The sequence below is a fragment of the Oceanobacillus zhaokaii genome (assembly GCF_003352005.1).
GTDB classification, from domain to species: domain Bacteria; phylum Bacillota; class Bacilli; order Bacillales; family Amphibacillaceae; genus Oceanobacillus; species Oceanobacillus zhaokaii.
The window spans coordinates 2,247,144-2,266,471 of record NZ_CP024848.1; the positions used below are offsets into that span (position 1 = coordinate 2,247,144).

A 19,328-nucleotide genomic window follows, 5' to 3' on the forward strand; every position below is an offset into this window, starting at 1 on the left:
CATTTATGTTCATCTATATGGAATATTATTTATTATCTTTGTCATCATCGACTTCTTGATAGTCTGCATCAACAACGTTATCATCTTGTGAACCTGCTGTGCTCCCGGCACCATCAGCACTTTGCTGCGCTTGTTGGGCTTGTTGCTCATAAAGTTTTACTGACAATTGTTGTACTTGCTCTTCAAGTACTTCTTTTTTCGCTTTGATTTGCTCAACGTCATTAGACTCTAGTGCTGTCTTTAATTCCGTTTTTGCTGCTTCAGCTTTTTGTTTATCATCTTCTGAAACTTTATCGCCTAGATCTTTAATCGTTTTATCTGTAGTAAAGATTAGTTGATCTGCTTCATTACGAAGATCAATTTCTTCACGACGTTTCTTATCCTCTTCTGCATTTTCCTCAGCTTCTTTAATCATCTTTTCTACTTCTTCGTCTGATAAGCCTGAAGATGATTTAATTGTAATGGATTGTTCTTTATTCGTACCTAAATCTTTCGCACGAACATTAACAATACCATTCGCATCAATATCGAAAGTTACTTCAACTTGAGGAACCCCTCTTGGTGCTGGTGGAATATCCGTTAACTGGAAACGACCTAATGTTTTATTATCTGAAGCCATTTCACGTTCCCCTTGAAGGACATGGATATCAACAGCTGTTTGATTATCCGCAGCAGTTGAGAACACTTGTGAATGACTTGTTGGGATTGTTGTATTACGTTCAATTAATTTAGTAAATACAGAACCCATTGTTTCAATACCTAATGAGAGTGGTGTAACGTCTAATAATAATACGTCTTTAACATCACCTTGAAGTACACCACCTTGGATTGCTGCACCTAATGCAACTACCTCATCCGGGTTAACACCTTTAGAAGGCTCTTGGCCAAGTTCACGTTTAATTGCTTCTTGTACAGCTGGAATACGTGTTGAGCCACCAACTAGAAGGACTTTATTGATTTCACTTGCAGAAAGTCCAGCATCTGATAATGCTTTACGAGTTGGAATCATTGTTCTTTCAACTAATTCACCTGATAATTCTTCAAATTTCGCACGAGTTAGTGTTAACTCTAAATGTAATGGTCCTGCTTCACCAGCAGTAATAAACGGCAATGAAATTTGTGTTTGAGAAACACCTGATAAATCCTTCTTCGCTTTCTCAGCAGCGTCTTTCAAACGTTGTGTAGCCATTTTATCCTTAGAAAGATCGATTCCATTTTCTTTCTTAAATTCTTGCACCATGTAGTCTATTATTACTTGGTCAAAGTCGTCTCCGCCTAGGCGATTATCTCCTGCAGTTGCAACAACTTCAAACGTACCATCACCAATATCTAAGATAGATACGTCAAACGTACCACCGCCAAGGTCATATACAAGAATTGTTTGATCTTGGTCTGCTTTATCAATACCGTATGCTAAGGCAGCAGCAGTTGGCTCGTTAATAATACGTTCTACTTCAAGACCAGCAATCTTACCAGCATCTTTTGTTGCTTGACGTTCTGCATCATTAAAATACGCAGGAACTGTAATAACTGCCTTATCAACTTTTTCACCGATGTAATCTTCTGCATATGACTTGATATGTTGTAGTATGATTGCCGATACTTCTTGTGGTGTATATTCTTTATCTTCAATCTTGACTTTATAATCAGTACCCATATGACGTTTAATTGATTGGATTGTATTTGGGTTTGTAATTGCTTGACGTTTCGCAACTTCCCCTACTTGTCTTTCACCGTTTTTAAAAGCTACAACAGATGGAGTAGTACGGCTACCTTCTGGAGTAGGAATAACAACAGCTTCTCCACCTTCAATTACAGATACACATGAATTTGTTGTTCCTAAGTCAATACCAATAATTTTACTCATAATCTGATTTCCTCCTTGACTACTGTTTCATTATTTATTTACTTTTACCATCGCAGGTCGAATTACGCGGTCTTTTAACATATACCCTTTTTGCAATTCTTCTACAACTGTATTTGATGCAATTGATTCATCTTCAATTTGCATTACAGCATGATGTAAATTTGGATCGAATTCATTTCCTTCAGCATCAATCGGCTCTACACCTTGTGATTTCAAAGCATCAAGGAACTGTCGATATACCATTGATATCCCTTCGATCAAATTAGATGTTTCTGGTGTTGCTTCTACTTGCAATGCACGTTCGAAGTTATCCAATGCTGGCAGTAAGTCCACAACTACATCCTGTGATTTATATTTACGATCTGCTTCTTTTTCTTTTTGTGAGCGTTTCTTAAAATTATCAAATTCTGCTTGCAGTCTTAATAAACGGCTGTAAACCTCATCTTTTTCTTTTTGTAATGCATCGAGCTTCTTAAAAGCTGCTTCCTGATTATCATCTGATTCTACTTGTCCATCATTGTCTGAATCAATAATTTCATGTTCTATTTCTTCATTTTCGATTGTCTCATCTTGCACTTTTTCTTTATTTTCTTCCAAATTTGCCACCTCCAAAATCATTAGAAAACTAAGGTTTAACCAAGCCTTTCCGTGACGACCTTAGTTGCACTTATGTAGTAAGAAATACTTTATACTTTCTTAACTATCAAAGTAAAACTATAACATGAATAGTAATTGAAATAAACTCCACCGCAAAAAGGTGGTAGGCGGGCTTCTTCCACCCTACCACGTCAAGCCCCTGCACTAAAGCAGCAGCAAGACTTGCTTCACAACCATCATTAATATGCGAATGATTGTGCATTTATCTTTGTGGCCGTATTATTTATCCATCATACTGAGACCATTTGTATAGCGCATTGGTCATTTCGTTTGATAGACCGTTTAATAATGAAATAACTTTACGATATTCCATTCTTGTCGGACCAATCAAGGCAATAGTTCCCATCAGATTATTAGTCAGTTGATAGGGAGCAGTAATTAAACTGAGGTCTTTAATTGCTTCGACTTTGTTTTCATTGCCAATCGTCACTTTAATCCCGTGATGGGAGTTTCTCAAAAGATTAATTATTTCATTTTCATCTTCCATCATAGTGAAGAAAGTTCGGATTTTGCCAACATCATTAAATTCAGGCTGCATTAAGATGTTTGATTTTCCACTTATATATAATTTAACCGGATGATCATATAAAAAGATATCTTTCAAATAATCATAGGTTTTATCATAATCACGGATGTACAATTTCATTAATTGTGCAACTTCACTATGGAAAATTTCATCCAAACGAACAATTGGAACACCTTTTAACCGATCATTTAAAATGTTAACCATTTTTTCCAAATCTGATGGATTAATGGTAGGTGGTACTTTAAACGACCGATGCTCTACATGACCTGTGTCAGTAATTAAAATAGCTACTGCTGCTTGAGACGAGAGCGTAACAATTTGTAACTGCTTCAGCTTCGTATCCAATAACTCTGGTCCCAGAATAATCGATGTATAATTCGTAAGCTCAGAAAGTAGTTCTGCTGACATTTGAACGATTTGTTCAAATTCATAAAACCCATCTTTAATAATGCTTTTAATGATGTTTACATCTTTTTGCAATGGATTTGGAGCAATTAAATGGTCAACATAATAACGGTACCCCGATTCTGAAGGAATACGACCTGATGAAGAATGGGTTTTCTCTAGAAATCCCATATCTTCTAAATCTGCCATCTCATTTCTAATTGTAGCAGCGCTATATGGTATGGTTCCCTTTTTCGAAATTGCTCGTGAGCCGACTGGATGAGCCGTCTCGATGAATTCATCAATAATAACCTGTAAAATCAATAGCTGCCTTTCTGTCAACATGATGTTCACCTCTGTTAGCACTCGAGTGACTTGAGTGCTAATACTATTATTATAGTATCAAACTCTCGTTTTTAGGTCAATAATCTTGCCCTAAACACCTATTAAGTCGGAATCTTCTAACATAAATTCCTCAAACACTTGATTTGCTAAAAGCATTCCTCTGTCAGTTAATTTGATGGTTTCGTCTGTTTCTAGCAATAAACCGCGCTGAACTAAATCTGAAATCTCCTGCTTGTATAATTGTTTTGGCGAGAACCCATATTTATTTGAGAAAGATTTCATGTTAATTCCAGCTATCTTTCTTAATCCTAGAAACATTTCTTCTTCTAATTTCTCTTTCAGTCTTATTTTTTCTGTTTGAAGTATTGGCTTCCCGCTTGTCATTGCTTCTTTAACATAGGCAGGCAATGGTCTTAAGTTTGTTACTCGGCGCTCTGGCAAGTATCCATGTGCCCCTGCACCAAATCCGTAATAATAGCCATTGCTCCAATATGTCAAATTATGTTTGCTTTCATATCCCTTTTTCGCAAAGTTACTTAATTCATATTGTCTGACACCATTCGCTTGCATCGTTTGTTTTAAAATTTCATACATTGTTATTTCATCATCTTCTGAAGGCCGATGTAGCATGCCCTTCTTATGACGTTGATAAAACACTGTTTTCGGCTCTATCTGTAATCCATATGTTGCATAATGTGGCAAATTAAATGTAAGTGCCTCATCCAATGATTGTTTAAACTGCTCCACTGTTTGATTTGGCAATGCGTAAATTAAATCTAGACTAATATTGGAAAACTGATGCTTCGTTAATAGATCGACTGTTTTATACACATCACTTACACGATGTATTCTTCCCAATTCTGCTAATAATTTATCATCCATTACTTGCACACCGAAGGAAATTCTTGTTATACCAAAATCATACAGTAATTTTGTTTTTTCATCATCAATATCACCAGGGTTCACTTCGATTGTAAATTCTTCACAACTTGCAATATCAAATTTATTGTCAATAATCATCAGCAATGAACGTAATTGCTGTAAATTAAGTGCGGTTGGCGTTCCCCCACCAATGTAAATTGTTTTTACTTTATTTTTTGTTCCTGTAATATTCGTATTGATTTCATTTGCCAATGCCTCTATATATTCTGTTGCGAGTTTTTCATTATAAAAGAATTTAACAAAATCACAGTAGTGGCACATTTGCTGGCAAAAAGGAATATGAATATAGACAGATTGTACTTCGTTCATACAATTTAACTCCTTTTTTTAAAATTAGAACATAGACATGGCATATATTAGATAGCTTCGTCCTTCTATATTAAATATTATTCTCATCGATTGTCGCCTTTTGATAAACTGTGAAAAAATTAAGATGATATCTGCTTCCTTGGCCAGTCACTCCAGAAATACACTTCGCTTTCCGTGGGGAGCTGGTGAGCCTTCTCCCCACAGGACAAGGAAAGCTCCGGCAGCGTTTCATCGCACGAAGAAAATGGAACTTTATTTTCGAGGAGTCTTCGTGTATTTCTTCCGCTTGGGATAGAGAATAGTCCATAGATAAAAATGGAAAACCAAAAACTATCAATATTGATTGTAGCAAAGTGCTGGTAACTCATGTGTAAATAGCTACGACCGTCCAGATTCGTAGACACAATTGTAACCTGTTCGCATTATGTAACAACTATTTGCTATGCTTATTATCTTTTAAAAACAACAAGTCTTTTAACTGCGATACCTATTTTCAGGATGACAGCCTTTTATAAAAAGAATTGAGGGAAGCTTTAGCAAATGAATGCTTGTAAGCTCCCCCTTAATAATTGATTTAATCGTCATTCATTTGTAATACAGCCATAAATGCTTCTTGAGGTACTTCTACTGAGCCGACCATTTTCATGCGTTTCTTTCCTTCTTTTTGTTTCTCTAGTAATTTACGTTTTCGAGAAATATCTCCACCATACAATTTTGCGGTTACATCTTTTCTTACTGCCTTGATGGTAGAGCGTGCTACTATTTTATTGCCAATTGCAGCTTGGATCGGTACTTCAAATTGTTGTCTTGGAATTAGCTCTTTCAGCTTGTCAACTATTTGCTTTCCGCGATGGAATGCAAAATCACGGTGAACAATGAATGATAATGCATCTATCGTATCACCATTTAGTAAGATATCCATCTTAACTAGATTAGACTGCTGATAACCAATCATTTCATAGTCGAAGGAAGCATATCCCTTTGTATTCGACTTCAATTGATCAAAGAAATCATAAACAATTTCGGAAAGTGGAATATTATAAATAACATTTACACGAATGTCATCTAAGTATTGCATGTCAACAAAGCTCCCGCGTTTTTTCTGAGATATTTCCATTACAGCACCAACATAGTCATTCGGTACCATGATTGTTGCTTTAACATATGGTTCACGAATTTCTTGAATGGATTGCGGGTCTGGCATGCTTGCAGGATTATCAATCGTAATTGTTTCTCCATTTGTTGCCTCAACCTCTAAAATAACACTAGGTGCAGTTGTAATTAAGTTAATATCAAATTCACGTTCAATCCGTTCTTGGATAATTTCCATATGAAGTAATCCTAAAAATCCACATCTAAATCCGAAGCCTAATGCCTGAGACGTCTCTGGTTCATACTGTAACGCCGCATCATTTAATTCCAATCTCTCGAGCGCTTCCCTTAAATCATTATAATCGTTTGAATCAACTGGATATAATCCGCAGTAAACCATCGGATTTAATTGTCGATAACCTGGAAGTGCTTCTACGGCAGGATTATTCGCATTTGTGATTGTATCACCGACATGTGTATCACTCACATCCTTCATCGATGCAGTAATATAACCAACATCACCTACGAGCAGTTCCTCTCTTGCTACGATTTTCGGTGTGAATACACCTACTTCATTTACATCAAATTCCTTACCTGTCGCCATCATCTTGATTTTATCGCCAACTTTAATTGAGCCTTCTTTAATACATACATAAGCGATAACGCCGCGGTATGAATCATATAAAGAGTCAAAAACAAGCGCTTTGAGAGGTTCTTCTGGGTCTCCCTTTGGTTCTGGAACAACCTCAACGATGCGCTCCAGAATTTCCTCAATTCCAATATTCGCCTTTGCTGATGCTAAAATCACTTCATCTTTATCGATGCCAAGAATATCTTCAAGCTCTTGCTTCACCCGTTCAGGGTCTGCACTTGGTAAATCAATTTTATTAATAACCGGAATGATTTCCAAATCATTTTCCATCGCAAGGTACACATTCGCTAACGTCTGTGCTTCAATTCCTTGGGCAGCATCGACAACTAAGATTGCTCCTTCACATGCTGCAAGGCTTCGTGACACCTCATATGTAAAATCCACATGTCCAGGCGTATCAATGAGATGGAAGATATATTCTTCTCCATTTTTACTATTATATTGAAGCTGCACCGCATTTAATTTAATTGTGATGCCTCTTTCACGTTCTAAATCCATTGCATCAAGAAGCTGTTCTTTCATTTCTCGTTTTGTAACGGTTTGTGTATTTTCTAAAATCCGATCCGCCAGTGTTGATTTTCCGTGGTCAATATGGGCGATGATCGAAAAATTACGTACATTTCGTTGTTTTTTCCCCATTCTTGCTGTTCACTCCTACATGTCTTTTACCCTTTTACAAGTAAAAAACTCTAAATTTCAAGGATAATTAATATGATGATTATAGCAATAGAATCAAGGATATTCAATGATTAAGTGAAACTTAGGCACAATGTGAAAGGTCTTACTCCACATAAGCCCAATATAAACAGCTTCCAATTATAAATTGAACCATTCAAAAATATAGGAATAGCCCCTATACTTTTGAATGGCAGCTAACGCTTGATGTCTATAGCTACAATTTCTCATCCGTTAAAAAAATACTTGAGCAATTTGGTAAAGTATTTCGACAACAATCTCATAAAAACCCTTTACTGCGCCTTCAAGAAAAGAAGCTAATTTCGGGATAAGATGTTCTTGTTTGTCCGCTTCTATTATATTTCCAGTGGTCATTTCACTTACAACCTCTGCCTCGGTTACAATGGGTGCCTGCTCTGTTAATGTTAGATCAGTATTTTCAGTTGTAGCGACGTTTGCAATATTTAGATTGCGATCCGTTCCATATTGTATACCAGCTAGAAAAAAGACCGCAAGCAATAGGATAATAATAAATGTGCGTACCATTACTTTTACCTCCTATTGGGCTGCATTTACTGCTTCTGCATCCCAGTAATATTCACTAAACACTTCTGCTATTGCGTCAGCTGATCGATATAATTCCTCTAGGGTATTACCCACGCCACCGAATTCTATTAACACAGCATTATCTGTTAAATCCTGATTATACACGCCATTATTTCCAGGCCCTCCTTGTGGAATCACACCTCTGCTTAACCCAGGATATTTCTCTTCAATTAATTGATCTAGCTTTGCGGCCAGCTCAGAATTCTTATTAAAATTCTTACTCTCACTTCCGACAACAAACATAATTCTTGCATATGATTCACCATTAATTTCCTTTGTCGTGACATCCCTGCCTTGTGCGTCACGATGTAAATCAAATATATACTTAATCTCCTTATTTGATGTAATAGCCGCCTCTACTACTTCACCAGAAGCATCGTATGATTGCCAATACTCCATTCCTTTTTCGTCAAGTACCATTCCGATATCTGTTTTATCAACTTGAGTACCGATCCCTTTTGCTTCAAGTGCCTTCGCTAAGCGATCACTGACATTTGTTATATTTACTTCCTTATGAAAGGCACTATCCGAACCGTTTGTTCCCGGCAGATAAGGCAAGAAGGATTCACGATTATGTGTATTATATATAAACACGACATCACGATCCCCAGTTGTAGGTGCTGTTTTTGACGTATCTTTCTCAATCTCCGCACCTTTTGATGTATCTTCATCTATAACAGCTACTCTATCCTGTAATATCTCTTCTAATGGTGCTGATGATTCAATAGGATAGTTCGTATAATCCGTTCCTTCTCCAGCAATTAATGTGTTTTTATCAAATGAGGAGAAACCCGGAATTTCATTTCTTAGTAAGCTCCGTGGGTCATTTGGTGTTAAACTTGTTGCAACTTGAAATAGAATGGTTGAAAGACTTGGCAATAGACTTTCCTCAAGTAGTGTTCGTTTAAATGCTCTATTTTCCATCCCTATTAAATTCATAAAGATAGAAGAATCAATATCACTTGTCCAATTCGTAATAGTTTTAGATGAAAAGCGGTATGCTGGCTGTGCTGTTGTTAAAAGACCTATCGCGATAAAAAGAACGATGATACTTATAAGATAAATTCCACTTCTTCTATAAAAAAGCTTTCCTTGTTTTTGCTTGTATCGCTTATTTTTTAACAGCATGACTCCACCCTTTCTAAAGGTTACCCTTAGTAAAATCTATGAGTAACGATTAGAAAGTAGAACAAAAAGTTCACGGGTAGATATCATTTAATAGAGTAGATTATCTTGAGTAAGAAGCAAAATTATCAACATCAACATTTTGGTGCAATGCAGCATTTACCCCATTTGCAATCACATTGGACATATCTATCATGAAGCCATCTACCTCTTTCGGCGTAACCATTAAATTATGCCCAATTGGTGTTAGCACTTCCTCTATTAACTTTCTTTTTTCTTCTTCTGGTAGAGTCCCAACAATTCCTAAAAACGTTTGTCGCTTCTCTTCGTCAGGCAGGTCCTCTTCCGTAAATTTTTTCCCACCAAAAGATAACCCAGCTGGTGCGAGCGATTTAGATGGTCTATCTTTTTCTTTCCACTCCCTGCCAAAATGCTTTAGGATAAAATCTATCGTATCACTAGTAATCGTAACAGCGTCAACGACTGTTGGCACTCCTATTGCAATTACTGGAATACCTAGTGTTTCGAAGCTAATCTCTTTTCGTTTATTCCCCACACCAGATCCAGGGTGAATACCAGAATCGGAAAGCTGAATGGTTTCGTTAACCCGTTCAATCGACCTTGATGCAAGGGCATCTATTGCGATTACAAAATCTGGCTTGAAGTTCTCTACGATACCATGAATAATATCTCCAGTTTCAATTCCAGTTACCCCCATTACGCCAGGTGTAACTGCAGCAACTGGTCGATAACCCTCACTTACCGTTTCATAATTTAGTTTAAATAAATGACTTGTGACAAGTACTTTTTCTACCGTCATTGGACCAAGTGCATCTGGCGTCACATTCCAATTGCCAAGACCAACAATTAATCCAGTGCTATTCTCTGAGATATTATTTTTTGCTATTAATTGTTCCAGTTCTTTTGCAAGTATTCTAGCTGCCGCCTCTTGTCTTGCAGTATCCTGTTTTTTTACACCATCTGCATAAATCGTAATGTATGTACCTGCTTTTTTTCCTAATAATTTTGCACCTTCTGCATCAATCTCAACATAAGAAATACTTACATCCTGCTCTGCCCTTTCTTTAAATGTCACACCCTTAATATGACTTTTCTGTTTCTTTTCTGTCTCTACGTACATATCCCTTGCTTCCACCGCTAAATCTGTTCTTACTTGATATGATTTGTTTTTATCTTCCATTCCTGATACACCCCTTTGTTTTATTGTTACCTTCAATTCCTATTGCTTGTTACTATTTACAGATAGATTACGACATACGTGTAGCGTGATTTTCATGTATAACACTTCTGCTTTAGCAGTTGGTTACAACTGCTACAAGATTCTCCTGTCCGAAGCGAAGTTCAACATCCATAGGTGAGAAAAATCTAACTTAATCTTTTAATGAATATTTCGGTCAAAGGTGGCAATCGCACAATCCTAGCGGCGGAAATACACGGAGGCTCCAAAGTGTAATAGCACAAGGAGGCTCACCAGCCACCCTAAGGTGCGCGTAGTGTATTTCTGAAGCGATTGGCCTGTGAGCGTTAATATTAGAATGGACAAATTAGGCAAAAACATACAAATTGATCGATTAAATGATAAAAGTATTGAAATCGCATGGTTCCTTTGGTAAAATAACTTTTGTCCACTTTAATGTAATTGCATATATTCCTAATTTTTATCTAGAGAATATTTATCTATGCTAAACTTAATTTGAATCATAACCTTTTTAGGAGGTGAAAAAATGGCTAATATTAAATCAGCAATCAAACGTGTTGACATTAACGAAAAGAAACGTGTGCTTAACCAATCTAAAAAATCAGAAATGCGTTCAGCAATTAAAAACGTTGAAAAATTAGTTGAAGCAAACGACGTTGAAAATGCAAAAGTTGCATTGAAAAATACAATTAAACAAATTGACAAAGCTGTTCAAAAAGGACTTATCCAACAAAACAGTGGTAACCGTCAAAAATCTCGTCTAACTAAAAAAGTAAATAACTTAGGCGCATAATAAAAAAACGATCCGACTCCGGATCGTTTTTTTATTGTGCGCTAAGATATTAAATCAAAAAGTAACAGTTCAAATGCGAGCTCTTTTTCCATTTTACCCTGTTTCATTATTTGGTCTGCATCTGCTAACCTAATCATAATGCCTTCTAATTTCTTAGTAGAAAATTTATTTTCTCTGCTCATAGCAATTTTAATCACATAAGGATGCAGTCCTAATTGTTTTTGCATTTGAAATTGCGAGTATCCTTTTAATTTTAGTAACTTGACACGTAATATTGTTCTGAACTGAAAGGCAAGTAGCCCTATTAAGGCGATTGGCTCCTCTTTCATTTTTTCAAGATCCTTGAAAATCGAAATTGCTTTATGTAAATTTTTTTCAATCACTGCATCAACGAGCCGTAATGCGGAGCTATTTGAAGTTGGAGCAATTAATTTCTCTGCCACTTCTATTGTGACTATACCGTTTTCTCCTACATATAATGCAAGCTTCTCTAATTCTTCCTTAAGTAGTCGAAGGTTTGTAGATAGCTCCGTCTCAATCAGGTCATATATATCTTTATCGAGTGTTATTTTTAAATCATCTGCTAACATTTTGATCCATTTAGCTACTTCACTATCTTTAATGGGTTCACAATTTGCTACTACCGTATTATTCTTCAAAAGCTTACTAAGCTTCTTCCGCTCATCAATCTTCTCATACGGTGCAATCAGAACGAGAATGGAATAGTCAACCGGGTTACTTATATATCTCGAAAGTGCTTCTAAATCGTGTTCAAATGGTAACTTATCAGGTTTCGCTTTTAAAAATACAGGATTTGTAGCGATAATTAATTTTTGTCCACCAAAAAATGGATAAGTTTCTGCATCAGCTATTACCTCCTGAATTGAGGTCTCTTCTAAATCATAAATAAATAAATTCTCTGGATTATCTTTAAGTATATTTGCAATTAACTGCATACGTAACCGGTCGAGAAAATAAGCTTCAGAACCATATAAGAAATATACTGGCGCAATTTGTTGTTTTTTTACTTGCTTCATTACTTCCATAAACGACATTCATTCTCACCTCAGGACATGTATATAACTAATGGTAAAGCGGAAGTTCAAGAATAGCAAGCAATAATTAGCAAGAAGCTTGCTGATGAAAAAAGCTTCTTGCTGATATCTATATAAACATGTAACAGCCAGCCCTAGAAACCAGTTATTACACGGTATTTTATTACGTATAGTTTATGTCATCTAAGTAAAAGTATCGCAGTTAAGTTTTACTAAAAGCGGAAGTTGAAGTGAAAAATCTACCATACCCAATAGAATTAAATGCATTTTATATACAATGGTGGATTTTTTTTTGAATATACTTTATACTATGATTGATATAGGAGGGGTAGATATGAACGAATTTGAGAGAGACCCACAGTCTAGGAATAATGATGTTGTCGACTCTATTCACGGATTTGTTTGGCCATTTCTTTTCTTTGTTTTCATTTTCGCAATTGGGGTAGTTATAAGTGTGTTTGGGCAGTAAATATCTACATATGATCTTTTTGGTAGTTAAGAAAGTATAAAATATTTCTTACTACATAAGTGCAACTAAGGCTGTCACCTAAAGGATTGGTTAAACCTTAGTTTTCTAAGAAGAGACTGTAAGCGCAGTCTCTTTTTAACTTTCTATTTCGGGACAGCTTTACGGTAAAAATGTAAAGAAGGTTCCATCTCTTCCATTAAATCTGTACTGTACTGCTCCATCCATATCCGTCCGCAGAATATAAATTCCTTTTTCTTTCAAGTCTGCCAATACCTCGCTTGTCGGATGTCCATACATATTATTTTCTCCAACGGAAATCAAACCGACATCAGGCTTTAGTTGGTCTAAAAATCCCTTATCACTTGATGTATTGCTCCCGTGATGAGCAACCTTTAGCACATCAGCCCTTAAGTTAGGATATGCATCCATTATTTCCTTTTCCTGAGATTTGCTAATATCTCCAGTAAAGAGCCAGTTATTCCCACCTAATTCTGTATACAGCACAAGCGAATTCTCGTTATTAGAATAGTGATTTTTATTCGGTGCAATAACATGGAATTTTTGTCCCTGTATCACTATCGAATCATCTCGATTTACTTGTTCAATGCTAATATTGTGTTTTTTAAATTGCTGTAAATCTTCGTTCGGCAGTTTAAAATAGTCACTAACAATAATCTTTTCGACTTCAAAATCTTCTAACATATGTGCGACACTTCCGGTATGGTCGATATCCTCGTGTGTTAAAAATAACGCATCAATTTTTTAATTCCTCTAGAATAGAAATAAGGTTTGATTATTTCCTCTGAGATCGAATCGGTTGCCTGCATATCCTCGAAGTTAAACTTTGCACCAGCATCAATCATAATTACCCCTTTACGATAAGGAAGTTCAATAACAAAAGCATCTCCTTGCCCAATATCAAGCATCGTTACAGTACCAAACGGTGAAAAATACGGGCGCAACGCAGCTACGCAGATTAAAATCGGCAAGAAAATACCAATCATAAAAGATTGTTGCAGTTTTTGACGTGCCAGCTGGTCCATAAAGACAAAAAATAGTATAAAGTAAATAATTGCGAAGATTGTAGAAACAGAGCCAATTATAAAGGGAGAATCCGCGACCTGATCGACCCACCTGACAAAGTTGATAACAGAATAGTGTACTTTTACAAATAGTATATCAATAATGTGCGGAAATGCTTTCGGTAAGAATGATATTGGAAGAAGAATATACATTAATGGTATTGCAAAAATAGAAAAGTATGGGACAACAATGACATTCAGTAGAATAGATAATGGCTGCAGCATAGAAAAGTAAGTAAACTGTAATGGAATGATCATCATTTGTGAAACAAAACTTATTTGCAGGGTTTGCATTAATAAGGAGTTAGAATTCGCAAGCCAATTCTTTGATAGTAAAAGTCCAAATGTAACGAGAAACGATAACTGAAAGCCTATATGATGAATAATATATTTATCAGCAAGTATAAGAAATATAAACGTAATGGAAAGTACATCTATAATACTAAATTTAAGCTTAAATTGATTAATTAGGATAAAAATCATAACCATCATACAAGCACGCCAGACGGAAGGCTCCCCACCTGCGAGGATACCGTAAACAGGAAGAAAGAGTAAGACAATGAATTGTGCTTTTTCTTTCGTAAAAAGATTAAGTTTTATTAATAAGAAATAAATAAGTGTAAGTAGTAAAGCAATATTGGAACCAGAGATTGCAATAATATGAGAAAGGCCCCATCTTTGAAATAAATCTACAGTCTCATCTGGTAATTTGGAATCATCACCTAGTACTAAAGAGGTTAACCATGAAGATGTCTCTAAACTAACTTTACTCTCAACGAAAGAAATTAAATTAGAACGAACCTTATAAAATCGATTAATGAAACTAGCTCCGTGGCATTTTATATCACTCGGTAAATCTACTATGACCTGATGCGTAATCCCTTTCGATAATAAATATGCCCGATAATCGAATTGTCCCGGATTCCGACTTGTACTGGGGTGCTCCAATTCTCCATTTATTACACAAGTTGCTCCATGCTTTAATATTTTGATTTCATTCTTAAAATCCGCTTGGTTGGTATTTGGTTTAGGAAAGATAACTACGAGGAGTTTGGATTCTAATTGTTGTTCGTGAAACGTAAATTCCACTCTATTATCAGTGATTAATATGTCACTTCTAATGCTACCTTTTAATAGCTCATATCCAACAGGTATTAAAGCTGTATGATCTTCTTGTTTGTCAAATTGAGGAAGGTAGGATAAGAAAAATAGGAAGATGGTCAAAGAAAAAAGGACGTGAATTTTCGTTAGCCGACCATCAAAATATAAATAACCTACCCATAGGAAGAAGCCAATTGAAAAAATCAAATGAAATTGGACGGTCAAACAGGCTATAGCAACAGAAATAGCAGCAATATGCCAATACCCCTTCAAATCTAGTGCACCTATTTATTTATTAGAAAATAGATTTTCAGCTTCTTTTTTAAATCCAGCTACTTCCTCTTTATCCACTATCGAATCATCTAATTTGTCAATTAGTCGGGTAACAAGTGCTGCTTTTTCTTGATAGTTGGTATCAACAGCTAAATAATTTAATTGCACTTTTTCAGTTTTAACTCCTGCTTCTTGAAACAGCTCTACAGCATACGGATGATTGCGATAGTCTTCAGCATAATAGACAGAATTAATACCACTTTGAATCAGCTGTTTACAACATTGCAGACACGGGAAATGCGTAACGTAGATTGAAGCATTTTCGGTCGGCACACCAAATTTGGCACATTGCAATAATGCATTTGCCTCTGCATGTACTGTCCGTACACAATGTCCATCAATGACATAGCAGCCATCGTCAATACAATGCACACTGCCTGAAACACTTCCATTATATCCACCTGCAATAATCCGATTATCCCTAACGATGGTTGCACCAACCATTAATCGAGTACATGTGCTTCGAAGTGCTAATAAATGGCTTTGTGCCATAAAATACTGATCCCAAGAAATTCTTTCCATCAGACTCTTCCCCCTTATATTATCTCTATTAGTTTACATGTAAACATGAAAAGTCGTCAATTCATGCCGTTATATTAAAGCATAAATCACTTCTTTCTATTATGGAACCTGTATACTATCTTTCATATTTTCTAACGTTTTCTCCCCGATACCAGAAACTTCTAGTAAATCTTCAACCGTTTGAAAAAAACCATGTTCATCACGGTGAGCAATGATGGCCTGTGCTTTAGATGGTCCGATACCATTCAAATTTTCGATTTCTTCTTGGGTTGCATAATTAATTCTCACCTTTCCAGAATCATCACTTGAACTCGCCGCTAAAGCAGTTTGTTCTCCAATTTTTGGTATGACAAGGATCATTTCATCTTGTACCTTCTGCGCAAGATTTACACCTGTTTGATCCGCATCAGCAGTAAACCCACCTGCTTTAAGAATGACATCATTTACACGTGAATCGAGACTAATTTCATACACACCTGGCTTCAGTACCGCACCTTTAACATCGATAACAGCAAAAGAATTCTCATTTACAGCTGGATCTGCTGATAGCAAATTTTCATCTGGCTGTGAGTTTTCAGCAAGGTTTACAGCATTTAATTCATCCTCCACTTCTTCAGTGTCATCTGTAAAGAAGAAAAATAAAATAATAATTAAAACAACAATCACAAAAAAGGCATATCTCTTGATATTTTCAATCATGTGGAGTCACTTCCTTTTGCATCTTTCGTGGAATATGTGGATAATGCGGCGGAAACATCGGAAAAATGGAAGATATTACACGCAACTATTACTATTATTCGACAAGAAATTAAAAAGTCCTGCTAACAAAAAAAGATCGGATAATTCACTTATCACGATCTTTTTTCTGCTATAAAGAAGATTCTTTCTGATTGTTCATTTATATTATGTTCTTTTAATGAGAAATCTGCATAGATATTTATCTTTCCAAAGCCTGCAGCTTCTAGTAATTTTTTATAAAAGTTTACTGAATAGGTTCGTTGATGATGATATTCATCAAAACGAGCATAGTGGTCCCCTTCTAATGAAAAGAAGGTTAACTCGTGAAACATCTCTCCAGGTTCGTCCCCTCCTGAGCAAAACCAGATGTAGGATGTATCATCAGTTACATCTGCAAAGGTTTGATTCACGTAATTGTTCTCGATATGCTTGAGCGCATGAACATCAAACAAAAATAATCCTCCAGCTTTCAACGCCTTTGCAACTCTTACAAATACTTCCTTAATGTCATCTTCAGTCGTAATGTAGTTCATTACATCGCAGAAACTAATTGCTGCATCAAGATTTGTTAGTCCTTCCAGCTCCTTTAAATCCTGATGGAGCCATTGTATAGAAACATCTCGTCCACTCGCTTTATGCTCTGCATACGCAAGCATATCAGAGGAGTAATCGACGCCTGTCATCACATAGTCTCTTTCAGCTAATTTAATCGTGATTTCACCTGTCCCACATCCGAGGTCTGCGATAACCTTCACTTGCTTACCTGATTTTTGAATCGCGTCTATTGTAAAATCAATCCAAGCATCATATGGAGCGTCACGCATTAATTTATCGTATACATAAGCCATTTGCTGATAAGCCATAATTCTTAACCTTCTTGCCCAATTTGTAATGGCACTCTTGCAGCATCTCCCCATAAACGTTCCAAATTATAATAACTACGTTCCTCTTTATGGAAAATATGACAAACAACATCACCGATATCTACTAGAACCCAGCGGGCTTGTTCAAACCCTTCCATTCGTTTTACATGGATTCCTTCTTCCTCAACACGATCTTGAATTCCTCTCGCAATCGCTTGTACTTGTCTTTCCGTATTTCCATGACAAATTAAGAAATAATCTGCAATTAAAGATACTTCCTTCATATCCAATGCGATAATTTCCTCTGCACGTTTATCATCAGATGCTTCTGCAATTAATTGTACTAATTCATGGTTTTTCATCTAGTCAATTACCTCCATTTACTTTTTTGTCCAGCTCCAGCACCCAGCGACTAGCGAGACTTCCCTCGCCTCCGTACGATAAGTCAACATCGACTTCCTTTGATCGTCGTGTTTCCTTTATCTCCTACGGCTCAGTCCAGTCCTTACAGGCGCTAAACGGCTGCCTGCGCTTTTTTAGTAAAATCATTATATGCATAAAACGAATCAGGGTAGATTGTTACATTTTTTTTCATCAGGTAATTTATTGTATTTTTGGAAACTAAAAAGCATGCATGTAATAAATCCTGTTCCGCTACTTCCCTTACTTCGTCTAACCCTGGGAAACTTCTCCCTGGTTCAATATAGTCAGCCAAATAAATAATCATTTCAAATTTACTCATATTGGCTCTACCAGTTGTATGGTAATGAATCGCGTTTTTAATATCTGCGTCCGTTATTCCATGTTCCCGTTCAATTAACAATGATCCGACTGGTCCATGCCATAATTCATGATGGTAGTCTAATAAATCCTTTGGCAATGTACTCTCTTTAATCCAACGAGCCATTTCATCCAATGACCGATACTTTGCATAATCATGAAAAATCGCTGCAAGTTCCGCCTTTTCTGCTGATTCGCCGAATCGATTTGCCAGTTTGACCGCTGTTTCTGCTACACGTAATGTATGCTCCATTCTCGCTTTAGTCAAATGGGGCTTAACAATATTAATTGCTTCATTTTTGTCCATATAACTTATTCTCCCTAATGTAGTTGGTTACCACATCTGGAACCAGATATTTTACCGATTGGTGGGATCGTAATCTTTTCCTTAGCATGGAAGAAGAAATATCGATTAGTGGTATATCAACTTCAATAACAGGATATTCTGTTTTTAGCTTGTATCCCGAACGCTTCACCCCTACAAATTGTACTACGCTAACCAATTCATCTATTCTATGCCAATGCGGTAAATATTCAACCATATCCGCTCCAATAATGAAGTAGAATTTATCATCCGGAAATTCGTTTGTCAACGTACGCATCGTATCAAAGGTGTAAGATTTTCCCAAACGCTCGATTTCAATCGAATTGATTTTGAAGAAAGGATTGCTATCTAATGCCTGATCCAGCATATTGATCCGATCCGTCGCACTAGTTTTCGTTTCATTTTTATGTGGGGGTGTATAGGTTGGAATAAACCATATTTCCTCCAGTTCTAATGTCAAGCGGACCTCTTCCGCGATTAATAAATGTCCCAGATGTGGCGGATCAAATGTTCCGCCCAATATGCCGATACGTCTCATGATAAACTCCTTTATATAACTTATCTTTCAACAAGTTATTATGGTAACTGTATTTCCTTATGTTCTTCCGATTCTCGATAAAGGACAATATTATTACCAATTATTTGCACGACCTCTGCAGCTGTGCCCTCTGATAATTGTGTTGCGACCGTATTTTTATCATCTGCACAATTCTGAAGAATACTTACTTTTAAGAGCTCTCTTTTTTCTAAAGCTTCACCGATTTGCTTTACCATATTTTCATTGACACCTTCCTTACCAACTTGAAAAATTGGTTTCAAATGATGAGCCTTTGAACGTAAAAATCTTTTTTGCTTCCCTGTTAACATA

The 19,328-nt window shown here is 36.3% G+C and carries 20 protein-coding genes; 2 read left to right on the forward strand and 18 right to left on the reverse strand.

The features are described from left to right. Window positions 1–25: 25 nt before the first annotated feature. The 8 genes from dnaK to gpr form a co-directional block, all read right to left on the reverse strand. Window positions 26–1,867, reverse strand: a complete 1,842-nt coding sequence (gene dnaK / locus CUC15_RS11515) for a molecular chaperone DnaK (RefSeq protein WP_114916791.1) — start codon at window positions 1,865–1,867, stop codon at window positions 26–28. A 30-nt stretch (window positions 1,868–1,897) separates the two neighbouring features. Then, window positions 1,898–2,485 (reverse strand): nucleotide exchange factor GrpE, encoded by a 588-nt coding sequence (grpE, locus tag CUC15_RS11520; RefSeq protein WP_114916792.1) that lies wholly within the window; start codon window positions 2,483–2,485, stop codon window positions 1,898–1,900. 262 nt (window positions 2,486–2,747) lie between these two features. Further along, window positions 2,748–3,779 (reverse strand): heat-inducible transcriptional repressor HrcA, encoded by a 1,032-nt coding sequence (hrcA, locus tag CUC15_RS11525; RefSeq protein WP_114916793.1) that lies wholly within the window; start codon window positions 3,777–3,779, stop codon window positions 2,748–2,750. 90 nt (window positions 3,780–3,869) lie between these two features. Further along, the gene (gene hemW / locus CUC15_RS11530) at window positions 3,870–5,030 is read right to left on the reverse strand and encodes a radical SAM family heme chaperone HemW (protein ID WP_114916794.1); all 1,161 of its coding nucleotides are present in this window, start codon (window positions 5,028–5,030) and stop codon (window positions 3,870–3,872) included. 574 nt (window positions 5,031–5,604) lie between these two features. Next, entirely contained in the window at window positions 5,605–7,413 is a 1,809-nt protein-coding gene (lepA, locus tag CUC15_RS11535; RefSeq protein WP_114916795.1) for a translation elongation factor 4, read from the reverse strand. Between the two features lie 270 nt (window positions 7,414–7,683). Further along, a complete protein-coding gene (locus CUC15_RS11540) occupies window positions 7,684–7,995 on the reverse strand; it encodes a hypothetical protein (RefSeq protein WP_114916796.1) in 312 nt (103 codons plus the stop codon). A gap of 12 nt (window positions 7,996–8,007) precedes the next feature. Continuing rightward, window positions 8,008–9,183 carry a stage II sporulation protein P gene (spoIIP, locus tag CUC15_RS11545; protein ID WP_114916797.1) on the reverse strand — a complete coding sequence of 392 codons (1,176 nt, stop codon included), beginning with the start codon at window positions 9,181–9,183 and terminating at the stop codon, window positions 8,008–8,010. A 100-nt stretch (window positions 9,184–9,283) separates the two neighbouring features. Next, on the reverse strand, window positions 9,284–10,381 hold the full coding sequence (gpr, locus tag CUC15_RS11550) for a GPR endopeptidase (RefSeq protein ID WP_114916798.1): 1,098 nt from the start codon (window positions 10,379–10,381) through the stop codon (window positions 9,284–9,286). A 544-nt stretch (window positions 10,382–10,925) separates the two neighbouring features. On the opposite strand from gpr, the gene rpsT reads away from it, so the two are divergent. After that, window positions 10,926–11,192 carry a 30S ribosomal protein S20 gene (gene rpsT / locus CUC15_RS11555; RefSeq protein WP_114916799.1) on the forward strand — a complete coding sequence of 89 codons (267 nt, stop codon included), beginning with the start codon at window positions 10,926–10,928 and terminating at the stop codon, window positions 11,190–11,192. 41 nt (window positions 11,193–11,233) lie between these two features. Here rpsT and holA read toward each other — a convergent pair whose 3' ends face one another. Next, the gene (gene holA / locus CUC15_RS11560) at window positions 11,234–12,247 is read right to left on the reverse strand and encodes a DNA polymerase III subunit delta (RefSeq protein WP_114916800.1); all 1,014 of its coding nucleotides are present in this window, start codon (window positions 12,245–12,247) and stop codon (window positions 11,234–11,236) included. A 334-nt stretch (window positions 12,248–12,581) separates the two neighbouring features. Between holA and CUC15_RS11565 the strand changes: the two genes are divergently transcribed. After that, entirely contained in the window at window positions 12,582–12,716 is a 135-nt protein-coding gene (locus CUC15_RS11565; RefSeq protein ID WP_114916801.1) for a YqzM family protein, read from the forward strand. A gap of 159 nt (window positions 12,717–12,875) precedes the next feature. Here the strand turns inward: CUC15_RS11565 and CUC15_RS11570 are convergent, their stop codons facing one another. The 9 genes from CUC15_RS11570 to yhbY form a co-directional block, all read right to left on the reverse strand. After that, the gene (locus CUC15_RS11570; protein ID WP_242985843.1) at window positions 12,876–13,418 is read right to left on the reverse strand and encodes a ComEC/Rec2 family competence protein; all 543 of its coding nucleotides are present in this window, start codon (window positions 13,416–13,418) and stop codon (window positions 12,876–12,878) included. A gap of 38 nt (window positions 13,419–13,456) precedes the next feature. Further along, complete coding sequence (locus CUC15_RS11575; RefSeq protein WP_162800307.1) at window positions 13,457–15,172, reverse strand: ComEC/Rec2 family competence protein; 1,716 nt, start codon at window positions 15,170–15,172, stop codon at window positions 13,457–13,459. Between the two features lie 15 nt (window positions 15,173–15,187). Further along, a complete protein-coding gene (locus CUC15_RS11580) occupies window positions 15,188–15,754 on the reverse strand; it encodes a ComE operon protein 2 (protein ID WP_114916804.1) in 567 nt (188 codons plus the stop codon). Between the two features lie 99 nt (window positions 15,755–15,853). Beyond that, a complete protein-coding gene (locus CUC15_RS11585) occupies window positions 15,854–16,453 on the reverse strand; it encodes a helix-hairpin-helix domain-containing protein (RefSeq protein WP_114916805.1) in 600 nt (199 codons plus the stop codon). Between the two features lie 152 nt (window positions 16,454–16,605). Next, window positions 16,606–17,355 (reverse strand): class I SAM-dependent DNA methyltransferase, encoded by a 750-nt coding sequence (locus CUC15_RS11590; RefSeq protein WP_114916806.1) that lies wholly within the window; start codon window positions 17,353–17,355, stop codon window positions 16,606–16,608. Between the two features lie 5 nt (window positions 17,356–17,360). After that, window positions 17,361–17,717 carry a ribosome silencing factor gene (gene rsfS, locus CUC15_RS11595; RefSeq protein ID WP_114916807.1) on the reverse strand — a complete coding sequence of 119 codons (357 nt, stop codon included), beginning with the start codon at window positions 17,715–17,717 and terminating at the stop codon, window positions 17,361–17,363. A gap of 152 nt (window positions 17,718–17,869) precedes the next feature. Continuing rightward, window positions 17,870–18,442 carry a bis(5'-nucleosyl)-tetraphosphatase (symmetrical) YqeK gene (gene yqeK, locus CUC15_RS11600; RefSeq protein ID WP_114916808.1) on the reverse strand — a complete coding sequence of 191 codons (573 nt, stop codon included), beginning with the start codon at window positions 18,440–18,442 and terminating at the stop codon, window positions 17,870–17,872. Then, a complete protein-coding gene (locus tag CUC15_RS11605; RefSeq protein ID WP_114916809.1) occupies window positions 18,429–18,998 on the reverse strand; it encodes a nicotinate-nucleotide adenylyltransferase in 570 nt (189 codons plus the stop codon). Before CUC15_RS11605 ends, yqeK begins: the two co-directional genes overlap by 14 nt. Before the next feature lie 38 nt (window positions 18,999–19,036). Then, window positions 19,037–19,327 (reverse strand): ribosome assembly RNA-binding protein YhbY, encoded by a 291-nt coding sequence (gene yhbY / locus CUC15_RS11610; protein ID WP_114916810.1) that lies wholly within the window; start codon window positions 19,325–19,327, stop codon window positions 19,037–19,039. Between the last annotated feature and the right edge of the window lies 1 nt (window position 19,328).

What these genes read in the sequence shown, in the direction of transcription:
- hrcA (WP_114916793.1), bottom strand. Translation starts at nt 3,779, where the DNA reads ATGTTGACAGAAAGGCAGCTATTGATTTTACAGGTTATTATTGATGAA.
- CUC15_RS11590 (WP_114916806.1), bottom strand. Translation starts at nt 17,355, where the DNA reads ATGGCTTATCAGCAAATGGCTTATGTATACGATAAATTAATGCGTGAC.
- hemW (WP_114916794.1), bottom strand. Translation starts at nt 5,030, where the DNA reads ATGAACGAAGTACAATCTGTCTATATTCATATTCCTTTTTGCCAGCAA.
- CUC15_RS11565 (WP_114916801.1), top strand. Translation starts at nt 12,582, where the DNA reads ATGAACGAATTTGAGAGAGACCCACAGTCTAGGAATAATGATGTTGTC.
- yqeK (WP_114916808.1), bottom strand. Translation starts at nt 18,442, where the DNA reads ATGGACAAAAATGAAGCAATTAATATTGTTAAGCCCCATTTGACTAAA.
- CUC15_RS11580 (WP_114916804.1), bottom strand. Translation starts at nt 15,754, where the DNA reads ATGGAAAGAATTTCTTGGGATCAGTATTTTATGGCACAAAGCCATTTA.
- rsfS (WP_114916807.1), bottom strand. Translation starts at nt 17,717, where the DNA reads ATGAAAAACCATGAATTAGTACAATTAATTGCAGAAGCATCTGATGAT.
- CUC15_RS11540 (WP_114916796.1), bottom strand. Translation starts at nt 7,995, where the DNA reads ATGGTACGCACATTTATTATTATCCTATTGCTTGCGGTCTTTTTTCTA.
- dnaK (WP_114916791.1), bottom strand. Translation starts at nt 1,867, where the DNA reads ATGAGTAAAATTATTGGTATTGACTTAGGAACAACAAATTCATGTGTA.
- holA (WP_114916800.1), bottom strand. Translation starts at nt 12,247, where the DNA reads ATGTCGTTTATGGAAGTAATGAAGCAAGTAAAAAAACAACAAATTGCG.
- CUC15_RS11585 (WP_114916805.1), bottom strand. Translation starts at nt 16,453, where the DNA reads ATGATTGAAAATATCAAGAGATATGCCTTTTTTGTGATTGTTGTTTTA.
- CUC15_RS11605 (WP_114916809.1), bottom strand. Translation starts at nt 18,998, where the DNA reads ATGAGACGTATCGGCATATTGGGCGGAACATTTGATCCGCCACATCTG.
- lepA (WP_114916795.1), bottom strand. Translation starts at nt 7,413, where the DNA reads ATGGGGAAAAAACAACGAAATGTACGTAATTTTTCGATCATCGCCCAT.
- spoIIP (WP_114916797.1), bottom strand. Translation starts at nt 9,183, where the DNA reads ATGCTGTTAAAAAATAAGCGATACAAGCAAAAACAAGGAAAGCTTTTT.
- CUC15_RS11570 (WP_242985843.1), bottom strand. Translation starts at nt 13,418, where the DNA reads ATGTTAGAAGATTTTGAAGTCGAAAAGATTATTGTTAGTGACTATTTT.
- gpr (WP_114916798.1), bottom strand. Translation starts at nt 10,381, where the DNA reads ATGGAAGATAAAAACAAATCATATCAAGTAAGAACAGATTTAGCGGTG.
- yhbY (WP_114916810.1), bottom strand. Translation starts at nt 19,327, where the DNA reads ATGTTAACAGGGAAGCAAAAAAGATTTTTACGTTCAAAGGCTCATCAT.
- rpsT (WP_114916799.1), top strand. Translation starts at nt 10,926, where the DNA reads ATGGCTAATATTAAATCAGCAATCAAACGTGTTGACATTAACGAAAAG.
- grpE (WP_114916792.1), bottom strand. Translation starts at nt 2,485, where the DNA reads ATGATTTTGGAGGTGGCAAATTTGGAAGAAAATAAAGAAAAAGTGCAA.